Origin of the sequence: Alteromonas sp. CI.11.F.A3, assembly GCF_032925565.1 — a bacterium.
Lineage (GTDB): Bacteria > Pseudomonadota > Gammaproteobacteria > Enterobacterales > Alteromonadaceae > Alteromonas.
In genome coordinates, this window is the sequence record NZ_CP136708.1 from 3,438,526 (window position 1) to 3,457,409 (window position 18,884).

At 42.8% G+C, this 18,884-nt stretch carries 16 protein-coding genes; 7 read left to right on the forward strand and 9 right to left on the reverse strand.

Annotated elements, in window-relative coordinates:
• Positions 1 to 4 precede the first annotated feature (4 nt).
• The 4 genes from cysQ (at position 5) to R1T43_RS14855 (ending at position 4,891) form a co-directional block, all read left to right on the forward strand.
• Positions 5 to 787: a 3'(2'),5'-bisphosphate nucleotidase CysQ gene (gene cysQ, locus R1T43_RS14840; protein WP_317350192.1), complete on the forward strand. Its 783-nt coding sequence runs from the start codon at positions 5 to 7 to the stop codon at positions 785 to 787.
• A gap of 1 nt (position 788) precedes the next feature.
• Positions 789 to 2,204 (forward strand): sulfate adenylyltransferase subunit CysN, encoded by a 1,416-nt coding sequence (gene cysN / locus R1T43_RS14845; RefSeq protein WP_013784938.1) that lies wholly within the window; start codon positions 789 to 791, stop codon positions 2,202 to 2,204.
• A gap of 19 nt (positions 2,205 to 2,223) precedes the next feature.
• Complete coding sequence (locus tag R1T43_RS14850; protein ID WP_317350193.1) at positions 2,224 to 3,954, forward strand: SLC13 family permease; 1,731 nt, start codon at positions 2,224 to 2,226, stop codon at positions 3,952 to 3,954.
• A gap of 235 nt (positions 3,955 to 4,189) precedes the next feature.
• Positions 4,190 to 4,891, forward strand: coding sequence for a YIP1 family protein (locus R1T43_RS14855; RefSeq protein WP_211071268.1), 702 nt, complete (start codon positions 4,190 to 4,192; stop codon positions 4,889 to 4,891).
• A gap of 56 nt (positions 4,892 to 4,947) precedes the next feature.
• On the opposite strand, the gene R1T43_RS14860 is transcribed toward R1T43_RS14855, so the two are convergent.
• On the reverse strand, positions 4,948 to 5,832 hold the full coding sequence (locus R1T43_RS14860) for a DUF3025 domain-containing protein (RefSeq protein ID WP_317350196.1): 885 nt from the start codon (positions 5,830 to 5,832) through the stop codon (positions 4,948 to 4,950).
• Positions 5,833 to 5,901: 69 nt separating this feature from the next.
• On the opposite strand from R1T43_RS14860, the gene R1T43_RS14865 reads away from it, so the two are divergent.
• Complete coding sequence (locus R1T43_RS14865; RefSeq protein WP_317350197.1) at positions 5,902 to 7,584, forward strand: M28 family metallopeptidase; 1,683 nt, start codon at positions 5,902 to 5,904, stop codon at positions 7,582 to 7,584.
• Positions 7,585 to 7,701: 117 nt separating this feature from the next.
• Here the strand turns inward: R1T43_RS14865 and R1T43_RS14870 are convergent, their stop codons facing one another.
• On the reverse strand, positions 7,702 to 8,484 hold the full coding sequence (locus tag R1T43_RS14870; RefSeq protein WP_013784943.1) for an RMD1 family protein: 783 nt from the start codon (positions 8,482 to 8,484) through the stop codon (positions 7,702 to 7,704).
• A gap of 391 nt (positions 8,485 to 8,875) precedes the next feature.
• Between R1T43_RS14870 and asnB the strand changes: the two genes are divergently transcribed.
• Complete coding sequence (gene asnB, locus R1T43_RS14875; RefSeq protein ID WP_057793070.1) at positions 8,876 to 10,549, forward strand: asparagine synthase B; 1,674 nt, start codon at positions 8,876 to 8,878, stop codon at positions 10,547 to 10,549.
• Between the two features lie 117 nt (positions 10,550 to 10,666).
• On the opposite strand, the gene R1T43_RS14880 is transcribed toward asnB, so the two are convergent.
• Positions 10,667 to 11,527: an amino acid ABC transporter substrate-binding protein gene (locus R1T43_RS14880; RefSeq protein WP_317350199.1), complete on the reverse strand. Its 861-nt coding sequence runs from the start codon at positions 11,525 to 11,527 to the stop codon at positions 10,667 to 10,669.
• 31 nt (positions 11,528 to 11,558) lie between these two features.
• Positions 11,559 to 12,209, reverse strand: a complete 651-nt coding sequence (queE, locus tag R1T43_RS14885) for a 7-carboxy-7-deazaguanine synthase QueE (RefSeq protein WP_317355859.1) — start codon at positions 12,207 to 12,209, stop codon at positions 11,559 to 11,561.
• A 117-nt stretch (positions 12,210 to 12,326) separates the two neighbouring features.
• On the opposite strand from queE, the gene queC reads away from it, so the two are divergent.
• Positions 12,327 to 12,983 (forward strand): 7-cyano-7-deazaguanine synthase QueC, encoded by a 657-nt coding sequence (gene queC / locus R1T43_RS14890; RefSeq protein ID WP_013784947.1) that lies wholly within the window; start codon positions 12,327 to 12,329, stop codon positions 12,981 to 12,983.
• 16 nt (positions 12,984 to 12,999) lie between these two features.
• Here queC and R1T43_RS14895 read toward each other — a convergent pair whose 3' ends face one another.
• The 5 genes from R1T43_RS14895 to R1T43_RS14915 form a co-directional block, all read right to left on the reverse strand.
• On the reverse strand, positions 13,000 to 13,407 hold the full coding sequence (locus R1T43_RS14895) for a hypothetical protein (protein ID WP_317350200.1): 408 nt from the start codon (positions 13,405 to 13,407) through the stop codon (positions 13,000 to 13,002).
• Entirely contained in the window at positions 13,404 to 13,742 is a 339-nt protein-coding gene (locus R1T43_RS14900) for a hypothetical protein (RefSeq protein WP_231518478.1), read from the reverse strand. Before R1T43_RS14900 ends, R1T43_RS14895 begins: the two co-directional genes overlap by 4 nt.
• A 99-nt stretch (positions 13,743 to 13,841) precedes the next feature.
• On the reverse strand, positions 13,842 to 14,768 hold the full coding sequence (locus tag R1T43_RS14905) for a LysR family transcriptional regulator (protein ID WP_057793076.1): 927 nt from the start codon (positions 14,766 to 14,768) through the stop codon (positions 13,842 to 13,844).
• Positions 14,769 to 14,939: 171 nt separating this feature from the next.
• Positions 14,940 to 16,955, reverse strand: a complete 2,016-nt coding sequence (gene uvrB, locus R1T43_RS14910) for an excinuclease ABC subunit UvrB (protein ID WP_062086974.1) — start codon at positions 16,953 to 16,955, stop codon at positions 14,940 to 14,942.
• Between the two features lie 28 nt (positions 16,956 to 16,983).
• Entirely contained in the window at positions 16,984 to 18,357 is a 1,374-nt protein-coding gene (locus R1T43_RS14915; protein WP_410548980.1) for an MATE family efflux transporter, read from the reverse strand.
• Positions 18,358 to 18,884: the final 527 nt, after the last annotated feature.

Sequence of the window (18,884 nt, forward strand, 5' to 3'; positions counted from 1 at the left end):
TACAATGACTAATACACTGGCACAGACCATTCTTCGCATTGCTAAAGAAGCAGGCGATAAAATAATGGCGATTTACGATAAAGATTTCGCCATTTATGAAAAACAAGATACCAGCCCGTTAACCGAAGCTGACTTAGCGGCGCATAACGTAATTGTTGATGCCCTCGAAAAAGAATCTGACCTTCCTATTTTATCGGAAGAATCGGCAGATATTTCATGGGATGAGCGTAAGCAATGGCAATCTTACTGGCTTGTCGACCCACTAGATGGCACGAAAGAATTCATCAAAAAGAATGGTGAGTTCACAGTAAATATTGCGTTGATTGAAGACGGCAAACCTACGATGGGTGTAGTGTACGCACCAGCACTTAACAAAAGTTATGTAGGCATTGTGGGTGAAGGCGCATGGACTGAAGTAGACGGCGAATTTACTGCTATATCTGCACGTAAGCACGATGGTGCTGAAGTATGGAAGATAGTAGGTAGCCGTTCTCACCAAAGCCCTGAAATTCAAAATCTACTGTCTCAATTAGAGGGTGAAACTGAATTAGTGGCCATGGGAAGTTCATTGAAGTTATGCCTAGTGGCTGAAGGTGAAGCTCACCTTTATCCTCGTTTAGGCCCTACTTCTGAATGGGACACAGGCGCAGCCCATGCTGTAGCCCTAGCTGCAGGTGCAAATGTGACTGTGCTAGACCCTAACGATCCGTTAAATGACAACGCCGACGCTCTTACTTACAACCAAAAAGAGTCTGTGTTAAACCCCTTTTTCCTTGTGAGCGCATAACATGAACAACGAAAACAATTTATTAAAGCAAGACATACTGTCTTACCTTGAGCAGCACGAACAAAAAGACATGCTACGTTTCCTTACATGCGGAAGTGTAGATGACGGTAAAAGTACCCTAATCGGTCGCTTACTTCATGATTCTAAAATGATTTATGAAGACCAACTTGCTGCGATTACTAAAGACAGCAAAAAATCAGGTACTACTGGTGAGAAAGTCGATTTAGCCTTATTGGTTGATGGCCTTCAATCAGAGCGTGAGCAAGGTATTACGATTGACGTAGCATACCGTTACTTCTCTACCGACAAGCGTAAGTTTATTATTGCTGATACTCCAGGGCATGAACAGTACACACGTAACATGGTAACTGGCGCATCTACTTGCGACCTTGCCATCATTCTTGTCGATGCTCGCGGCGGTGTAAAAGTACAGACTAAACGTCACTCATTCCTAGTATCTTTGTTAGGCATTAAGCACGTTATTGTTGCTATCAACAAAATGGACTTAATGGATTACTCTGAAGAAGTGTACAACCAGATCAAGCAAGACTATCTGAAGTTTTCCGAGCAATTGGATATTCCAGATATTCAATTCGTACCACTTTCTGCACTTGAAGGTGACAACGTAGTAAACGTGAGCGAACACACACCATGGTTCGATGGCATTCCGCTTATGCAAATGCTAGAGAACACGAAAATTGGTGAGGACGATAATCATGATGATTTCCGTTTCCCTGTTCAATACGTTAATCGTCCTAACCTAGATTTTCGTGGGTTTGCCGGTACGGTTGTATCTGGTCAAATTGAACCAGGCGATGAAGTCACAGCCCTTCCTTCTGGAAAAACGTCGAAAGTAAAATCGATTGTGACTTTTGAAGGTGATCAAGAGCGTGCTTATGTACCTCAAGCGGTTACCCTTACACTGGAAGATGAAATTGATATTTCACGTGGCGACATGATTGTAAAATCAGGCAACTTGCCACTACTTTCTACTCAATTTAAAACGCATTTGGTATGGATGGACGAAGAGCCACTTATGCCAAACAAGCAGTTCTTGTTTAAGTTTGCGACCAAGTCAACGACAGGTGTTGTGTCTCATATCGATAACCAAATTGATGTGAACACCCTTGAAGAAAAAGATGCGATGCACCTTAACTTGAATGAAATTGGTGTGGTAGATGTGAAATTTACCCAAACCGTAGCGTGCGACCCATACAAGCGTAACCGCCCTACGGGTTCTTTCATCGTTATTGATCGCATGACTAACAGTACTGTTGGTGCTGGTATGATCATTGATGAACTTGCTAAAGATGCACAACACGCTTCTCCAGACTTCTCAGAGTTTGAATTAGAGTTTAATGCGCTAGTACGTAAGCACTTCCCTCATTGGAGCGCTGTGGACATTAGCAAGCTGTAAAAGCAGGACTGGAAAATATATGGATATTAACCAGTTTATCGTGCTGGCGATTTTCGCCAGCACGATTTTTGCGCTGATTTTTTCAAATCAGCGCCCGTCTACTGTTTTTTCAGGCGCCGTGTTATTACTATTGGTTTCACAACAATTGTCACTTGATGACATTTTGTTGAACCTAACCAACAAAGGGTTAATCACCCTTGTCTTGCTGCTGCTCGTCAGTAGTGCAATAGACAAAACTGCGTTAATAAAGCGTATTGGTAGAAAACTCGTGAGTACAAGCTTCTCTAAGTCGTATTGGAAACTGTTTTCACTCACCTTTGTGTCATCCGCGCTGTTAAACAATACCGCTATAGTGGCCAGCCTTATAGGGCCCATTAAACAAAACCAATACCACCCTGCCTCCCGCTTACTTATTCCGCTTTCTTATGCTGCCATACTCGGTGGAACAGTTACCTTAATTGGTACCTCGACTAACCTGATTGTAGATAGCTTTTTACAAGAACATGGCCACCCTGGTTTTAACTTTTTTGACTTCACCTTATACGGTTTAGTCGCAGGTTTAAGCTGTGGTGTACTCATGTTTGTGCTTACGCCATTACTGCCTAATATTGCAAACAAGAATGACAACTACCAAGAGTACATGGTTGAAGCGAAGGTAAATGTAGGTTCAGAGCTCATTGGCAAAACCGTTGAGCAAAACCACCTTCGTAACTTACCTGAGTTATTTTTGGTTGAAGTGGTTCGCGACGGGAATCTAATTTCTCCCGTTGGTCCTGACTTAGTGATTGCAGAAAACGATAAACTTATCTTTACTGGCAATGTGCAAAAACTTGATAACTTAAGCCACATAAAAGGGTTAACCACCTTTGCAGAAACCGACGGCATTTTGCGAGAAAGCTTAACCGAAGTGGTGGTAGCAAACCGCGCTCAAATTATCGGACAAACCATTAAAAACCTCGGTTTTAGAGCATTGTTCGATTCGGCCGTAGTGGCTATTCGCCGTGACGGCGAACAGCTGTCAGGTAAGTTGGGTGAAATAAAACTGAAAGCAGGTGATTTTCTATTACTTGCCGCTGGGCCAGATTTCAACACTCGACAAAATTTAAGCAAGAACTTCTTTATATTGTCTGAGCAAAAAATCTCTCGTCCGTTAACTAACCGGCAAGAATGGATAACCTTAGGCGGGTTTCTAACTGTGGTGACGTTAGCCGCGGCTGATATTATTTCACTCGCGATGGGTCTGCTATTTTTAGCTGCCGTATTGATTGGTTCTAAGGTAACAAACAACGGTGAGATGAAGCGAAATTTACCGCTCAACCTAATTATCGTGATTGTTGGAGCATTAAGCTTAGCCACGTCGTTAGAGTCTTCAGGGGTTATTGCCATTTCTACTGCGCAGTTAATTCCGTATTTGGCCGACACCGACTGGTTTATTGCGTTAATCGTGGTGTATTTGACTACCTTACTGTTAACGGAATTTGTGACCAATAACGCAGCTGCTGCGCTTATGTTCCCTTTTGCTTATGGACTGGTTGAAATCATAGGCGCACCGCTTATGCCATTCGCATTGGCCGTTGCCTTTGCGGCAAGTGCTAGCTTTATATCGCCGTTTGGATACCAAACTAACTTATTGGTATTTAATGCCGCTAATTATAAATTTAGCCACTTTATTCGAATAGGGTTACCTATCTCGTTACTGTATAGCGCTATCGTGCTCTGCTTATTGAACTTAACGTATCTAAGTCATTAACAGGTAAGCACGCGATTGACGAGGTATAGTCGTCATTAAAGGGCCAGTATTTATCCAATACTGGCCTTTTTTATATTTGCGGCATTACTGTAAGCACAAATAAGTCCCTCTACTACGCATTCGACACAAGTTTTTACTAAAAACAGGTACAGTTCTTTAAGCAGCGCCTGTACTTAGCTTCGCTATATCAGTAACCTAAACAAAACTAATATAATATTTTATCTCGGAGCAACGGATGCATTCAGTATCAAACCCCTTTCAAGCGTGTAACGATATATTCTTTCGGCCTAATGGCGTATTTAAAGCTGTTGGTGAAAAAAACAACTGGAGTTGGTTTCCTTTTATTATTGTTATGATGATAACGTTGGCGTCTCAATATTTGTACGTAAACTTCGTTGATATTGAATGGTTTGCAAATATTAACATTGCCGCTCAAGATGCAATGAGTCCGGCAGAAGAAGACCAAATGCGCGCCTTCTTCACTAGAAACACCCTCATGCTTTCCCAGTTAATAGGTGCATTCTTTGCACTTACCGTGGTGAACGCTATTTTTGCCGTTTATTTAAATTTAACAACACGCAGTGACGACAGTCATGTTTTCGGCTTTACGGATTGGTATGGCTTTACGTGGTGGGTATCTATGCCTTACGTGGTAACGGGTCTTATTGCTGCTGCACTTATTATGTTTGCGGGCGATCACCAAATATCCCCTGCCATACTTGCTCCCCTGTCACTTTCTTACATACTAGGTATTGAAATGACATCACCATGGTTCGCGTTTGCCCAAGCTATTCGCGTTGAGTTGTTTTGGACTATCTACCTTACGATGGTAGGCATCACTCAATGGACCTCATTCTCTACGAAAAAGGCAGCAATTATTGCTTCCGCTCCCTACGCTGTGATTTACGGTATTTGGGGTGTTTTCGCACTTATTTAAGCTCTACACCATTTTCAATTCACTTCTTACACCTAAGCTTGGTGTAGGAAGTGAGTTCAAACCGTCGTTATGTCGAAAAGCGGTAACTGAATAGAAGGTTTTGCTCCCGGCCTCAAAGGCCTAAAGTACTCGCTATTGTTATAGAAATTTTCATCTTGTTCTTCGTACCACCCTGGTACACCTAGCAAAGGAATAGGTTTTAGTAGCGGAGATTTGTTAAACGCATCAAGCTCAGTGATACGTTTCACCAATGATTTGTCTACCTCTTCGCGTTGCTGCCATTGATTCATACCACTAAACCCTTTAGGCACACTCACTGCCAACCACTTCCCCGTAAGCCCGATAAAAGGCGAAAGCATCATTTCAAGGTTTGCATGCCCGAAAATAAAGGGGGTTATGTGGGTTCCCCACTCGTGCCTATGGGTTAAAAAGCTATCCTGCCATTGATGTTGGGCTAACATATTCAGCAACATGTTTGATTTATAAGCATCCCCTTCTTCCAGCGCGAGTACCACGCCGCATTCATCAAAGTGCGTAATACGATTTCGCCGCTCAGTTCTTGGGTGTGTGCCATGGTGTGCAATATCTTGCATATGCAGGGTATTCAATAACGCTTTTGTGGCGGGAAATTGAATCCAGATAAGCGCATTGAACAAATCATGCCAGCTATTTTCACGAGTGGGTATACTGTTGTCGCTCGCGATTATTTCTTCATAGTAACGACTGTGGTTTGGGTCACTTTGCTTATCAAGATCCCCTTGCGCTACAAACACAGGGCCCTGCCATTGGGGCTGAAATGCTTCACGTAAATGGTTAATCCTTGCAGCGCTAGGAAAAACAGTGTCGTCTAATAACATGAATTCATTCAACAGTGTATGTACTGGTAAAGACGCATTATCTTGAATATGGTGTTTACACCAAGGAGTAACAGGTATTGGCATACTTAATATTGGTTCATCTTAAGGTTTTCTCTATACTGGGCGGTATTGTAGAGCAAACAGAGACTAACAATGAAAAAAATGTTTTTGCCCTTGCTGGTAACTGCCGTATCAGCGGTAAGTGCTTGCAGCCCCAATAACGCGCCTGAAAATGCGCTTGATAACGACTTAGCCCAATCTGAAACTCAAAAAACGAATATCGCGACTAACTTCGACTCAGTTTACGCCAGCATTTCAGATGCAGATATTCGCGAACCATTAAAAATACTGTCATCTGACGAATTTGAAGGCCGCTTGCCCACCACCATCGGTGAAACAAAAACGCTGGATTATCTCACTCGAGAATTTGAAAAAGCAGGGTTGTCACCGGGTAACGGCGATAGCTACCTTCAGAAAGTAGCATTAATGGAAATTAGCGCTAACCCTGAAATGACCATGACGATTGGTGACAATAGCTTTTCGTATAAAGAAGACATGGTTGCGTCATCTAAGCGCGAGCAAGAAACCGTATCACTTGAGAATTCAGAACTGGTATTTGTTGGCTACGGTGTTAACGCACCTGAATACGACTGGAACGATTATGAAGGCTTAGATGTTACCGGCAAAACCGTAGTGATATTGGTGAACGACCCAGGTTTCGAAAACCCTGAGAGCGGAAAGTTCCAAGGCACGACGATGACCTACTATGGCCGCTGGAGTTACAAGTATGAAGAAGCTAGCCGTCAAGGCGCTGCTGGCGCGCTAATTGTTCACGAAACCGCCCCAGCCTCTTACGGTTGGTCAGTAGTAGCGAATAGCTGGAGTGGCCCACAGTATGGGTTAGTATCTAAAGACAAAGGTGCTAGTCGTGTTGCTGTTGAAGGTTGGTTAACGCTAAGCGCCGCTGAAAAAGTGTTCGCAGATGCAGGCTTTAATTTTCAAGAAGAAAAGAACCAAGCCAAGCTTGGGCCTTATCATAAAGCAATGGATATTAATGCATCAGTAACCGTGCAAAACACGTTTAAAAAATCTGAAAGTCACAATGTTATTGCCACGCTACCTGGTTCAGAGCTACCAAACGAGCATGTTATTTACACCGCGCACTGGGATCATTTAGGAAAAGATGAAACCAAAGAAGGCGACAATATTTACAATGGTGCACACGATAACGCCACAGGAAGCGCTGCTATTTTGGCAATGGCTAAAGCCTACGCTAACTTAGATATTGCGCCGAAGCGTTCTGTATCGTTTTTAATAGTAACAGCCGAAGAACAAGGTTTGTTGGGCAGTAAATACTATGCAGACAACGCCGTTATCCCATTGGAAGATACGGTGGCCAATATCAATATGGATGCCATGAACGTACTTGGGAAGACTAAGAACGTTGCCGTGGTAGGTATGGGTAAGTCAGACTTAGAAGATTACCTTAAAACTGCTGCTGATAAACAAGGTAGAACCCTCACTCAGGAAGACCGCCCGGAAGCAGGTTATTACTATCGCTCTGACCACTTCAGCTTTGCGAAAAAAGGCGTGCCTGCACTTTATGCAGAAGGGGGTAATGAGCCTGCTGACGAGGCAACGGCTAAATACCGTAAACGCATGAATGTAATTGTCACGGGCTGTTATCACCAAGTGTGTGACCAATACCGTGACGATTGGGATTTAAGCGGCATTGTACAAGACACCCAATTATTGTTCGATGTAGGTTTTAACGTTGCTAACGCTAAGCAGTGGCCAGCCTGGAAAGAAACCAGCGAGTTTCAGCGTAATAATTGAGTTTTAGACTCAGATAACACAAACATGTAATAAAAATAAGCCCTGTTAAAACAGGGCTTATTTATTGCTATTTATTGCTAATTATTGCTAATAACAATGCGCGTTATATCGTGCTTCTTACATGAACAACCCTTTAAGTTCTTCAGCCCCAAAGGTCGCTATTTCAAACGCAATCAAGATAATAATTATCCATTCCAAGAACGATGAATGTTTATGATTTAATTCTTCTGCCAGCATCTCGAACAGCTCATGAATAACATTTAGCTTGTTTGAAAGCACATCTACCCTAGGGCGAATATCTAAATATCGCGCCGTGGCATTATAAGCATGTTCATATTCGGGGTATTCCCAAAAGAACTCTGGCGTATCAAGCAACCCGTAATGCAAAAAGATGTCACTTTTGGTACTAAACAAGTGCCCACGTATTTTTGCCAACGCGGGGCGACGTAACGTTATCTTGCCCGTTTCGGCCAACGCTTTCGGCAAATACGCATAGCGAGTAATCGTATCTTGCGCTTTATGCTCGTATTCATTGAGCTTAATTGACTGGGCTAACCCATGGCTGATTGATAGCCGAAGTAATGGATCGTCAATCGATAGGGTTATTAGGTCCCGTTGCAGCCTAAGCACATCGCTTGTAAACGCAAATTGTAGATGCTCTTGGTGAATACCAGACAATAATTTAGGGCTCACCTGTAACCTATTTAATAAGGCAACACGCTCTTCTTCTACCACGCCCCAAAAAACCACCACACCATACTCGAAAAGCCAAGCTTCACCGCCTGTCACTTCAATGTGCATGGCATCACGATAGCGCGAACCCTGAACACTTGCGTCCATTTGAAGGCTATCTACATCAGGAATAACATATACCGAAACTCGGTCGTTTGAAAATTGCATACCCTTTACCAGGTGTTGAAAAAACCGGCAGATTATGCGCTCAAAGGAGGTAAAGAGATACAAATATAAATTATTTATTATCAGTAAGTTATAAAATATATTTTGATATAGATATAGTGAGATAAAACTGCATTCTGCCTACTATTTGCACTACCTTTTTTCTGTTGCACCTACTAACAGCTAAACTTTCACCCAAGAACCACGAGTTTTGGAATAACAATTTCCATTTTCTCATCATATTGTACTTGCAATTTCCTGTCAGACTGGCACATTCAAGGCATGCGAAAGCGCGATTAAAAAAAACAACAATACCTTCGCCAACTCGTTCGCGAGTACCCGACAGAAAAAACCTCAATTATTTTTCAACAAGTGAACAGAGAGAATCCGTTTTATGTGTGGTATTTTCGGTATCCTTGATATCAAAACCGATGTGTCTGAACTCAGAACCCAAGCCCTCGAATTAACAAAATTATTGCGCCACCGTGGCCCTGACTGGTCGGGAATCTGGAATAATGACAATACCATTCTTTGTCACGAAAGATTGGCTATTGTTGATGTGGACACTGGCGCTCAGCCGCTTATCAGCCAAAATGGCAAACAAGTTTTAGCCGTAAATGGCGAAATTTATAATCATAAGCAACTCGCTGATGATTTAGCAGAACCTTATCCGTTTAAAACTCGCTCAGATTGCGAAGTTATTCTTCCGCTTTTTCAACAAAAAGGTGTGAGCTTTGTTGATGAATTAGAAGGCATGTTCTCGTTTGTTCTTTATGACGACGAACAAGATGCTTATCTAATTGCTCGCGACCATATGGGTATTATCCCTCTATACACAGGTTACGATGAGCACGGCAACTTCTACGTTGCTTCAGAAATGAAAGCGTTGGCCCCGATTTGTAAAACCATCAGCGAATTTCCTCCAGGGCATTACCTGTGGAGTAAAGACGGTCAAATCACGAAGTATTACAAGCGTGATTGGATGGAATACGATGCAGTAAAAGACAACACCACTAACCTTGACGATTTACGTGTAGCGTTTGAAAAATCAGTGAAGTCTCACATGATGTCAGACGTACCATACGCAGTATTATTATCAGGCGGTTTGGACTCATCATTAGTCTCTGCAATTGCAGCTAAGTATGTTGCAAAACGTGTTGAAGACGAAGATAAAACAGAAGCTTGGTGGCCTCGCCTGCATAGCTTCGCGGTAGGTCTTGAAGGCGCACCAGATTTGAAAGCTGCTAAGAAAGTGGCCGATATGATTGGTACTGTACACCACGAAATTCACTTCACTATTCAAGAAGGGCTTGATGCCATTCGTGACGTGATTTTCCACCTAGAAACCTACGATACCACTACCATTCGTGCGGCAACGCCAATGTACCTAATGACCCGTAAGATTAAAGCCATGGGTATTAAGATGGTATTGTCTGGTGAAGGTGCTGACGAAATTTTTGGTGGGTACTTATACTTCCACAAAGCGCCAAATGCGAAAGAGTTCCACGAAGAAACGGTACGTAAACTAGATCGTCTTCACTTGTTCGATTGTGCTCGTGCGAACAAGGCAACTTCAGCGTGGGGTGTTGAAGCCCGTGTTCCATTCCTAGATAAAAACTTTATCGACGTGGCCATGCGCTTAAACCCACAAGATAAAATGTGTCTTGATGGTAAAATGGAAAAATGGATTTTACGTAAAGCGTTCGACAATGGCGATACCCTGCCTGCCGAAGTGCTATGGCGTCAAAAAGAACAGTTCGGTGATGGCGTAGGCTATTCTTGGATTGATTCTATCCGTGATTTCGTAGAGAACGAAGTATCTGACCAACAATTTGCTTCTGCAGAGTTCCGCTTCCCAGTGAACACACCAGATACCAAAGAAGGTTACTACTACCGTACTATCTTCGAAGGTTATTTCCCTCAAGAAAGTGCGGCACGTTGTGTACCTAGTGGCAAATCTATTGCCTGCAGTACGGTTGAAGCGCTTGAGTGGGATGAAAGCTTTAAGAACAATGCCGATCCTTCAGGTCGTTCAATGAAAGACGTGCACTCTGGTGCCTCTGACTAATTCTAGTCACCTGAACTTTTAAATAAAAAACGCGGCTCTTGCCGCGTTTTTTTATGAGTTCTATATATGTTCTGTAAGGGCTGTAGAAAAAGTCTAGAGCGAATTGTAAGCCCTACTCTACTGATCAATTACGTACCAAAGCCGCTCATCGGCTAACGGCGTTTCAGGCGGTAATAAGGGGTTATCAAGCGTATAGATTCGTCTGTTTTTGATGTCTAACTGCTCTAAAATGGCTTCATTCGAAGATTTAAATAACGCTTCAAAAGAACCGTCTTCAATAGCGCGATTCAACCCTGTCTCAATTAGCCGTGCTAGTGTTGGGTTACTCTTATTAACGAAATAATACATGGCCGTAGGGTAGTAAACTGCCATATTAGGTTCTAACTTAAGCGATGCCGAACGCCCTTCTAGTTCAGCAGATACCTCAATGACCGAACGAGGAAAGAAATCGCTCTTGTTTTGAAGCAATAGTGAATAGGCATCTTTAAAATTAGTAACCGTGGCGACATTAAAACCATTGGCTTGCAGTATTTTAGTATCTGGCCATTCTTCACCTTGAAGTGGAGTGAAGTTCATTAACTCATTTTTTGATGAAATGCGCGCAAAGTCTGCTTCCCTATCTGCATTGATTACAAATACTCGAAGGCCAATAAGCCCCTTCGCAATAGGAATTCGAATGGGTAGAAGATCTTTTTCACGTTGACTATCCGTCATGCTCCACACCACATTTACTTCGCGGTTTTCACGTAGTTGACGCAAAGCTTTTCCCGACAAAAGAATACGATCAGAGGGTAATAGCTCGTAATTCACACCGGTCTTATCAAGGGCTAGTTTAAGCAAGGCTATGGGATATTCGGCGCGAGCATCAGTATCGTCTAACGGTTTGGGATAGTTAATTGTCCATAATGCAGCGACACTTTGTGTGGTGATAAGTAACGAACACAAAAACAGTATCGTTTTTACATATTTCAACGCCATTATCGAACTCCTTTGCTCACGCTTATGTAGTTTATTCTATACCAATATATTTATGAGTTTGTAAAGATAGTCGCCAATTACGGGCTATGCATGTTTGTACTGCAAGTTGGGTTGCTCGTGGCTGCTGACTTATCGGCTGCAAACAAACCTGTTTGCCTGCCAATGAAGATACATCTGCTAGCAGCGCATCTAACTCATCAATGTGTTTTTGCATGGCAATAGGGTGTTTTATTTCATTCGCACGCTCAAGGGCGCTTAACAAAACCGGCATCCCCCCTTTCATATTAATCTTAGGTGATACCGTCACGTAAGTCCTATCGTCGCACTGCACCTCGTAAGTACCACTTGTTTCTATTTGCGTGGAAAAGCCATTGTCATGCAACAGTGTGGTAACTGGGCGCAAGTCATACATACAGGGTTCCCCCCCCGTGATAACCACATGTTTTGCCACATAACCTTGTTCAGAAAACAGCGACAACAACTTGTTTTCATCGATTTCAAAAAAATGCTCAGACTCGTTGGTCTTATCAATAACTTGTTGTGCCGTGGTTACCAAGGCGTTATCCAGCGTCCAGGTATGTTTGGTATCACACCATGGGCAACCCACAGGACATCCTTGTAAGCGAACAAAGATAGACGGGATACCGGTATGTGCCCCTTCTCCTTGGATGGTTTCGAACATTTCATTGATGTTCAGCGTGATTAATTTCGACAAAATGTCACCCTTTAACGATTGTATGTTTCGATTTTACCAAGGATCACATAAAATTCGGGCATAATTTCTCAAAACTTTAAAACTATGTCAGAAAACGTTGTTGTTATCTATTCAGGTGGAATGGACTCATTCACTGTTTTACATAAAGCCTTACGTGATGGTAAGACCGTTCACGCCCTTTCTTTTGATTATGGTCAGCGCCATAAAAAAGAATTAGATTATGCGGCAGCGGTGTGTAAATCGTTAAATGTGCCTCACAAAATTGTGGATATTAGCGCTATTAATAGCTTAATAGGTGGCTCATCACTAACCTCTGATATCGATGTACCAGAAGGGCATTACGAAGAGCCCAGCATGAAGCAAACCGTTGTGCCTAATCGTAATATGATTTTACTGTCGTTAGCGGTGGGTTATGCGGTAAGTTTAGAAGCAAATGAAGTGTATTACGGCGCTCATTCGGGCGATCATGCTATTTACCCAGACTGTCGCCCTGAGTTTGTAGAAAAAATGAGTGATGTTTGTCGCATTGCTAACTACACCCCTGTTGAAATTGTGACGCCTTATATTAAAGACAGTAAAACGGCAATTTTAACTGACGGGTTAAAAATGGGCTTAGACTACGGCGAAACATGGACATGTTACAACGGAAGAGAGAAAGCGTGTGGTAAATGCGGTGCCTGTGAAGAGCGCTTAGAAGCTTTCAGAGAAAATCACTGTACTGACCCACTTAGCTACGAATAATCGATTTGGCGCCTACTCAGGCGCCTTTTAGCTTATGCACCATTATGCGTAATGAGTGGCTTATCGCCACCGAAATAAAAGCGCTACACCCAAGTGCTCCCCCAATCCCTTCTAGTAGCGGCAGTAGCGTCATAAAAATGATGGCAAAGCATAACGACGAAATCGTGAGCAAGTAATACGAAAACCGATGCGGTGCACTCATACCTACAAAACTTCCCCCGAAAAATACGGTTGCCCAAAATTCAGCGGTTTCTGATGAACGACTTTCGATCATTAGCACGTTCTCGATAAGTAGCACTGAAAAGTAAAATAAAATTGTGAGTAAACTGGACGCTCGAATTACATTAAACCTTCGCAGCTTCGCTAACCGGTAGGTGGTGAATGCACCGGCAAGGGTAATTAAAACAACTAATAACGCCGTCAAAACAACGCCCTTAGAAGAATAAGGCTACTGACTGCGGTAAATGCAATAGCCCCTAGCCGACCACCAAAACCTTCGAATATATTGCGTGTAAGGGTATATACCCCAGCCCCTACAACAGAAATAAATACTAGCGCTTCCCACCCAGTAATAATGGCACTTGAACACATACCCGCGAAGGCTCCAGCATAAATAGCAGCTTGTGGGTGATTGCCATACTTTTTAGGCCAATGCCAAAAACTGCCAACCAAACCAGTAAAGGCGGCAGCCAATACCACGGGTACATCAAAATGATGATGCAGTGAAAAGCACAAATACGTTCCGAAAAAGAACGACACTAATTTAACTAGAAAGAAAATAAACCATTCCTTTTGGGTGAAACGAAAAACGCCCTGTTTTCACAAGGCGTTTTCATACAGTATTTGATTTGCGCGTACCTACTTTTGACTTTCGCCTATAAAGTAAGTGAGTTCCTTAATGCAGTGTCGTAACACGGGATTTAATCGCGTGTTCTTACCATTCATTACAAACAAATCATGGCTAAAGTTATACAAGCTGCCATTGGCAATAGGCACTAACCCTAGCGCTGCGCCCTGCTCTTTGGCCATGTAGTCTGGCAATAAACCGATATACTCACCCGTCATAATGGCAGACATTGCGGCATCGAAAGAGTCTGAAAAGGTTTGAATGGCAAGACGAGACTCATTATCAATGTAGTTTGCCGATGATAAACCAGAAATACCAATGGCCGGATAATCTTCAATTTTTATATTTTCAGGCAACGCAGTATCACGGTATTTCGCTAACGGGTGTGTAGGTGAACAATACAAACGCCCATCTGTGGTGATCCCGATAGGATGGAAAGTCACAGATTCGGGTTTTACCATATCGTAAGTCGATACCACCAAATGGCATTCTCCGGATAAGGCAACATGCTCTACTTCATTATATAAACGGGTTTGGATATTAACGTGAATATCATCAAACTTTTTCATGGTACTTTTAACCGCTTTACTCACTGCTAAATGCATTGAAAGCGGCAGGCCAGCCATAAGCACTAGCGTAATGTGACCTGAGTAGTCGTCGTGTAATGATTTCAAATTAAACACAAAATTATCGAAGGCGTTAAAAATACGCTTGGTTTCCTGAAAAACCACTTCGCCTTCTTTCGTCATTTGAAAGCCACCACGACCCCGGTGGCATAATACTAAATCGAGACGTTCTTCAAGCTTCTTAATTGCAGCACTGATATTAGGACGTTGCATACGCAACACGGGTTCTGCAGCAGTAAAACCATTACAACTTGCTACTGCATAAAACACGCGTAACAACTTAATATCCGACTCTTGAAGACGATTCAGCATAAAGGCACCATTATAGGTATAGTTATAGATACTTAAGTATCAACTATATGCAACTGGCGCCCTGATTACAACGACAATTTAAGGCGAATTTCTGCACTAAACAAACTGTTATAAACGACTGAAACAAAATTGCTGAGATTGTTTTACCATCAAGAACGTTTAGTTGGTTTATTAAGACAGTGCAACAACCTGTTTGCGAAGTGCTTCAACATCATCTCTTAATGAAGCCGCCTTTTCGAATTCAAGCTCTCTGGCATATTCAAACATCTGCTTTTCAAGCTCGGAAATTTGCTCCATTAACTCTGTCGCACTTGCTGCTTTCTTCTGTTTCTTCTTCTCTTCTACTTTGCGAAGCCTTACTTTGCCGGAGGCAGGATGAGCACCTTCGCCCAAATCCATAATATCGGTAATCGGCTTATTCAAACGCATCGGCGTTATATTATTAGCCTTGTTGTACTCAACCTGTTTTTCACGGCGGCGTTCAGTTTCATCCATGGCTTTTTTCATAGACTTGGTGATTTTATCGCCATATAAAATGGCGCGCCCGTTAATATGACGTGCGGCTCGACCTATGGTTTGAATAAGTGAGCGCTCGGCTCGCAAAAAGCCTTCTTTGTCGGCATCTAAAATCGCCACCAAAGAAACTTCAGGCATATCTAAGCCTTCACGAAGCAGGTTAATCCCCACCAGTACATCGAACTTACCAATACGCAAGTCGCGAATTATCTCAATGCGTTCTACCGTGTCGATATCGGAATGCAAATACCGTACTTTAACGCCATGCTCATTTAAGTATTCACTTAAATCTTCGGCCATACGCTTAGTGAGCGTAGTAATAAGTACCCTTTCATCAAGCGCCACTCGCTTGTGAATTTCCGATAATACGTCATCCACTTGGGTAGCGACGGGGCGCACTTCAATGATGGGGTCTAATAACCCTGTTGGGCGCACCACTTGCTCTACAATATCACCATGGGTCTTTTTAAGTTCGTACTCACCGGGAGTGGCCGATACGTATACCGTTTGTGGGCAAATTTGCTCAAATTCTTCGAATTTAAGTGGGCGGTTATCTAGTGCTGATGGTAAACGGAACCCATATTCCACCAAGGTTTCTTTTCTAGAGCGATCCCCTTTATACATGGCACCAATTTGAGAAACCGTTACGTGGGATTCATCAATGAACATAAGACCATCAGCAGGAAAGTAATCTAATAAGGTTGGGGGCGGCTCGCCAGGTGCGCGACCCGATAGATAACGAGAATAGTTTTCTATACCCGAGCAATAACCGAGCTCCATCATCATCTCAATATCAAATTGAGTACGTTGAGAAATTCGCTGTTCTTCTATTAGTTTGTTAATTTCTAGCAGCTGCGCCTTTCTAGACTTCAACTCCCCCTTTATATGCTCAATGGCATCAAGGATTTTTTCTCTTGGGGTAACATAGTGAGTTTTCGGAAATACCGTTGCCCGCACAACTGATTTGTCGACTGCGCCTGTTAGCGGATCGAACAAACTAATTTTATCTATCTCATCGTCAAATAGCTCAACGCGCACTGCTTGTTTTTCTGAGTCTGCAGGGAAGATATCAATCACATCGCCGCGCACGCGAAACGTACCCCGTTCGAAGGCTAAATCGTTGCGCTTATATTGAAGCTCGGCAAGTCTGCGCAAAATATCGCGCTGATCCATGGTATCGCCCTGTCGCAAATGCAAAAGCATTTTCATATACGACTCGGGATCACCCAAACCATAAATAGCAGACACACTGGCGACAATCACAACATCTCGGCGCTCCATCAATGCTTTTGTGGCAGACAAACGCATTTGCTCAATGTGATCGTTTATCGAAGCATCTTTCTCAATAAACGTATCGGTACTGGGTACGTATGCTTCAGGCTGATAGTAGTCATAATAAGAAACAAAATACTCAACCGCATTGTTAGGGAAAAAATCTTTCATCTCCCCGTATAACTGTGCCGCCAAGGTTTTGTTATGCGCCATAATCAGCGTTGGCCTTTGAACTTCACTAATAACATTCGCCATGGTAAAAGTTTTACCCGAACCGGTAACCCCTAACAGGGTTTGCGCTGCTAGGCCACTTTCTAACCCATCAACTAGGGTTTCTATAGCAGCAGGTTGATCGCCGGCTGGCTTGTAGCTTGAATGAAGTTCAAAACCTTTACTCATTAATCAAATACCTTATTTACCTTGCCACCTAAGTAGCATGTTGTTCCTGTTTAAATACCGAGAGCGAATTTTTGAATACGACAAAAGACACGGTTGCCATGGCAATATTTGCCACTACCGTTCCCCAATACAATCCGGTTAAACCGAAAATGTAGCTTCCCGCAATACTTATTGGCACAAAAAATACAAACAATCTGATAACACTCAAAGCCAATGCACTCAAGGGGCGGTGCATCGCATTTAACGAAGAATTCGTTAAAATAATAATACCCTGCATGCCATAACCTAAAGGCACTATCATCAAAAACAATTGAATGAGGCGGCTAACCTCGGGTTCACTGGTAAAGGCTACGGCAATCCAGCCAGAACACACCCACATAACAACAAATACGAATAACTGCCAAAAAAGCACAAATTTTAACGACACCATATAAGCGCTATGCACTCTGTCGAATCTATTTGCACCAACGTTTTGGCTAATAAAGGGTGGCAATGTCATAGAAAGTGCAAGTACCACAATACTGGCAATAGACTCCATTCTGCTGCCTACTCCCCACGCCGCCACAGCTTCAGCACCATAACCGGCCACCACCGCGGTCATTACACCACCGGCTATTGGCGTAAGCATATTAGCCCCAGCGGCTGGCAGGCCTATTTTTAATATATCCCCGCTAATTGCTTTTAGCTCTAGTAATGAAAGTAACCGAGGCAGAATTAGATTTCGTTTAAGCGCCAACAAATAAAGTATCCACGCAGCGCCCACCATCCACGCTAATAGCGTAGCCAGCGCAGCGCCTTGAATGCCCATTGCGGGAACCGGACCTGCACCAAAAATAAACAAAGGGTCGAGCAGTGCATTTAAACCACCTACGGTTGCCATGACAATACTTGGGGTTCGGGTATCGCCACAGGCTCTTAGTACACTGTTACCCACCATTGGTAGCGACAGAAAAATACTCGATGCGTACCATAAGGCCATATAGTCCCTTATATAAGGTAATAAGCTTGGCGAGGCATTCAGCAATGTAAATATAGGTTCAATGGTGAAGTAACCAATTAACGCCAACGTACCCACCAATAAGGCAGAAAGCATTAGTGAACCAGTCGCGTAATTCTTTGACTCGCTCAATTCGCCACTGCCTTGCAGTTTGCCAATAATAGCCGACGTGCCAATGCCTAACCCAATATTCAAACTAATAACGGTAAAGGTGACGGGAAAGGTAAAACTAATGGCAGCCAAAGGTTCTGTACCTAATAAACTGACAAAGAAGGTATCGATTAACCCGAAGCTCATCATCATGACCATGCCCAGTATCATAGGTATTGTCATGCGTTTTAGGGTAGAAGGAATATCACCGTTTAAAAGATTCGCGGTTCGGCTCGGGGACTCGTCTGTTTTCACAAACCCTCTCAATAGTTGATTGGTAGAAATAACTGGCGCTAATAAATAAGTGGCTATCGTAAATAACTAAACTTGCCTTACAACAAGAAGCTGACAGTAGTCTATGTGAGACTGACCACATTGGCTATGTTAAATCGACCAAGCTAAGTTTGGGCTAGATCAGGTGCCGGTTTTCACACCAGCGCATTGTTAAAATTAATACTATTGACTAATTTACACGTTTTAACGTGAACATTGGCGAAGATGTCACTGACAACGCTTTTTTAATAGCTAACGCTTGAAGGCTTATCAACTTAGTTTATGAAATAAGCCAATTTAGTGTAATGACAATTTCATTACGGCTAGATTGCGCTTTTAAGACAGTCTATCGGTCGATTACACCTAAGTTGCCGTAGAAGCTACACCACACAAAATGTAAAATTTATGTAAACCTTTCATTTCTTACTGTTATATCGTTGAAAAAGTAACTGATAGTCGACGAATTAACACACAAGATATTTTTTGTCCAACAGATCTATTAAGATCTT